Annotated in this window: 3 protein-coding genes; 2 read left to right on the forward strand and 1 reads right to left on the reverse strand. The window is 56.2% G+C overall.

Annotated features, from left to right (window positions below):
• Positions 1-169 precede the first annotated feature (169 nt).
• Positions 170-997 carry an HDOD domain-containing protein gene (locus tag KJB29_RS19015; protein WP_215735883.1) on the reverse strand — a complete coding sequence of 276 codons (828 nt, stop codon included), beginning with the start codon at positions 995-997 and terminating at the stop codon, positions 170-172.
• Between the two features lie 225 nt (positions 998-1,222).
• Between KJB29_RS19015 and KJB29_RS19020 the strand changes: the two genes are divergently transcribed.
• Both KJB29_RS19020 and KJB29_RS19025 read left to right on the forward strand, forming a co-directional pair.
• Entirely contained in the window at positions 1,223-1,696 is a 474-nt protein-coding gene (locus KJB29_RS19020) for a hypothetical protein (RefSeq protein WP_215735884.1), read from the forward strand.
• The gene (locus KJB29_RS19025) at positions 1,696-1,989 is read left to right on the forward strand and encodes a type II toxin-antitoxin system RelE/ParE family toxin (RefSeq protein ID WP_215735885.1); all 294 of its coding nucleotides are present in this window, start codon (positions 1,696-1,698) and stop codon (positions 1,987-1,989) included. The genes KJB29_RS19020 and KJB29_RS19025 overlap by 1 nt, the downstream gene beginning before the upstream one ends.
• Positions 1,990-2,056 lie beyond the last annotated feature (67 nt).

Raw genomic sequence — 2,056 nt, forward strand, 5'->3', positions numbered from 1 at the left:
GCTGCTGCTGTTTCATGTTTACCTCCCTCTCGGTAGTTTACCAAGCGGGAGTGTCCATCGTCATCAGGATACCTCAGGGGTGCTGGGGTGGGTCAATTTTGGACGCCGATTTGCGCTAAAGGTGGGTCAATATTGCACGCCGATTCACAGTTACTTCGGTTTTGTATTTCTAAACCATATAGAGCCCTTCAAGAATTGCCGCCCTGAGCCCCGCAATGATACCGTTCAGTTCATCGAGGTGCGGCCCCGGCTCACACGGGGCCGCTACCCTTGCCCGCAATACCTCCCATGCTCGATGAGCCTCCCACCCTTCCCGGATGTTTCCACTATCGTCAATTTCTTCATACCCGAGCTTGCGCCGGGTGCAGAACCAATCGGCAAGACTCACCAGTGCGACGCCAGCGGCGCGCTCCGGAGGAACTGCATCGAGGTTGTGGTGATAAAGAATCGCGTCGGTGATGCCGTCCTGGAGATGCCAGCGGCAGCCGAGGGAGCTGAGAAAGTCCTTTCCCCGGAAGAAGTTGAGAAAGACTGCGCCCACGTCGTGGAGAAGGCCCGCAAGGTAGACGTTGAAGGTCTCGGGATAGCCGAGCCGTTCGGCGATGATCTTTGCCACCTTCGCCACGCCCAGGGCGTGGGTCCAGAGGAGGGAGCGGCTGAAACCTTCTTTCCCGGTCTTGAAGAGATCGACGACGGCGCAGGTAAAGACCGCTTCCTTGAGATGATCGAGGCCGAGGTAGATGATTGCTTCCCGCAGCTCATCCAGGTGCTTCAAGGGGCAGTAGAACGAGGAATTGACAAGGCGCAGCACCCGCGTTGTCAAAACCTGGTCCTGGAGAAGAAGATCAGTTATTTCGTCGATCGACACGTCCGGATCGTCGAGCTTGCCGGCGATCCTCAGCACCACGGCGGGAACCGTCGGCAATTCGTCAACCTCGGCCATGAGCGTGCGGGCGGCGTTGAGCCGGTCGAATATGTTTTGCGGTGTGCCTTCCATGGCGGCCTCCAATGTTTTCAACTTCTTAAGCAAATGCAATGCCCAGAAGAAGGCTCCCTTTCTCCCCTGTCCTTTCGGACAGGGAAAAAGGGAGCAGGGGGCCGGAATGGGTCCCGTTATGGACGCTATGTCAAGTAGAGAGAGAAAACAAGAAAAAGGCGATTGCCATTTTTCTTTATTTTGGATATGGTACTATCTATAAATCTTGTTGCAAGAGGTGGAATTATGGCAAGTATAACCCACGACACGATAGATCATGTGACATTACAACGACTCGTTGAAGCCGGAGCCGTGAGGGGCGCTGATGTGATCGGCCAGCCGGGCGGCTGGGGAGTCGTCATCAAATACGGCATGGTTGAACGGGCCTTGGCCGTGCGCCGGGGAGCCGTGCGCGTCTTCCGCCATTTTGAAACCCTCGTTGCCTACCTCAAGGAAATTGGCATTTCTCAATTCACCGTGAACGCCGCCGATTATGACCCTGCCACCCCGGCGAAGAAGACCCGGCCGGACATATCGGAGAGGATGAAGCGGGCTCATGAGGCAGCCGAGCATGACAAATGGTTTCGGGAGCAGGTTGAAGAGGCTATCAAGGAAGCCGATAAGCCCGGGGCTGTCTGGATACCGCATGAAGAGGTAGTAAAGGACATGCACCGGCAGCGCGAAGCCCTCAAGGCCAAATTGGCCGGTAAGGGCCGCTAATGCTCATCGTCTGGAGACCACAGGCCAGAGCGGAGCGAGAGGCGGCTATTGACTACATCGCCCAGGACAACATCATTGCCGCCCTGGATCAACTTGACGAGATCGAGCGGCAGACGATTTTACTCGCCACTCAGCCGAAAATGGGGCGAGTCGGGAGAGTACCGGGAACCCGCGAGATGGTAATCATCCGGACCCCGTTTATTGCCGTCTACCGGATCGAGGGCCGTCGAATTGAGATCCTCAGATTTCTGCATGGGGCGCAGCAATGGCCGAGCAAAGGGAAACCTGATTAGCGTCGATCTTCCGCTGACGCCTGATGTGACATTTGCTGTCGCAGCATGATGATAACTTCATGGCATC

Origin of the sequence: Geobacter grbiciae, assembly GCF_018531165.1 — a bacterium.
Taxonomy (GTDB): Bacteria; Desulfobacterota; Desulfuromonadia; order Geobacterales; family Geobacteraceae; genus Geobacter; species Geobacter metallireducens.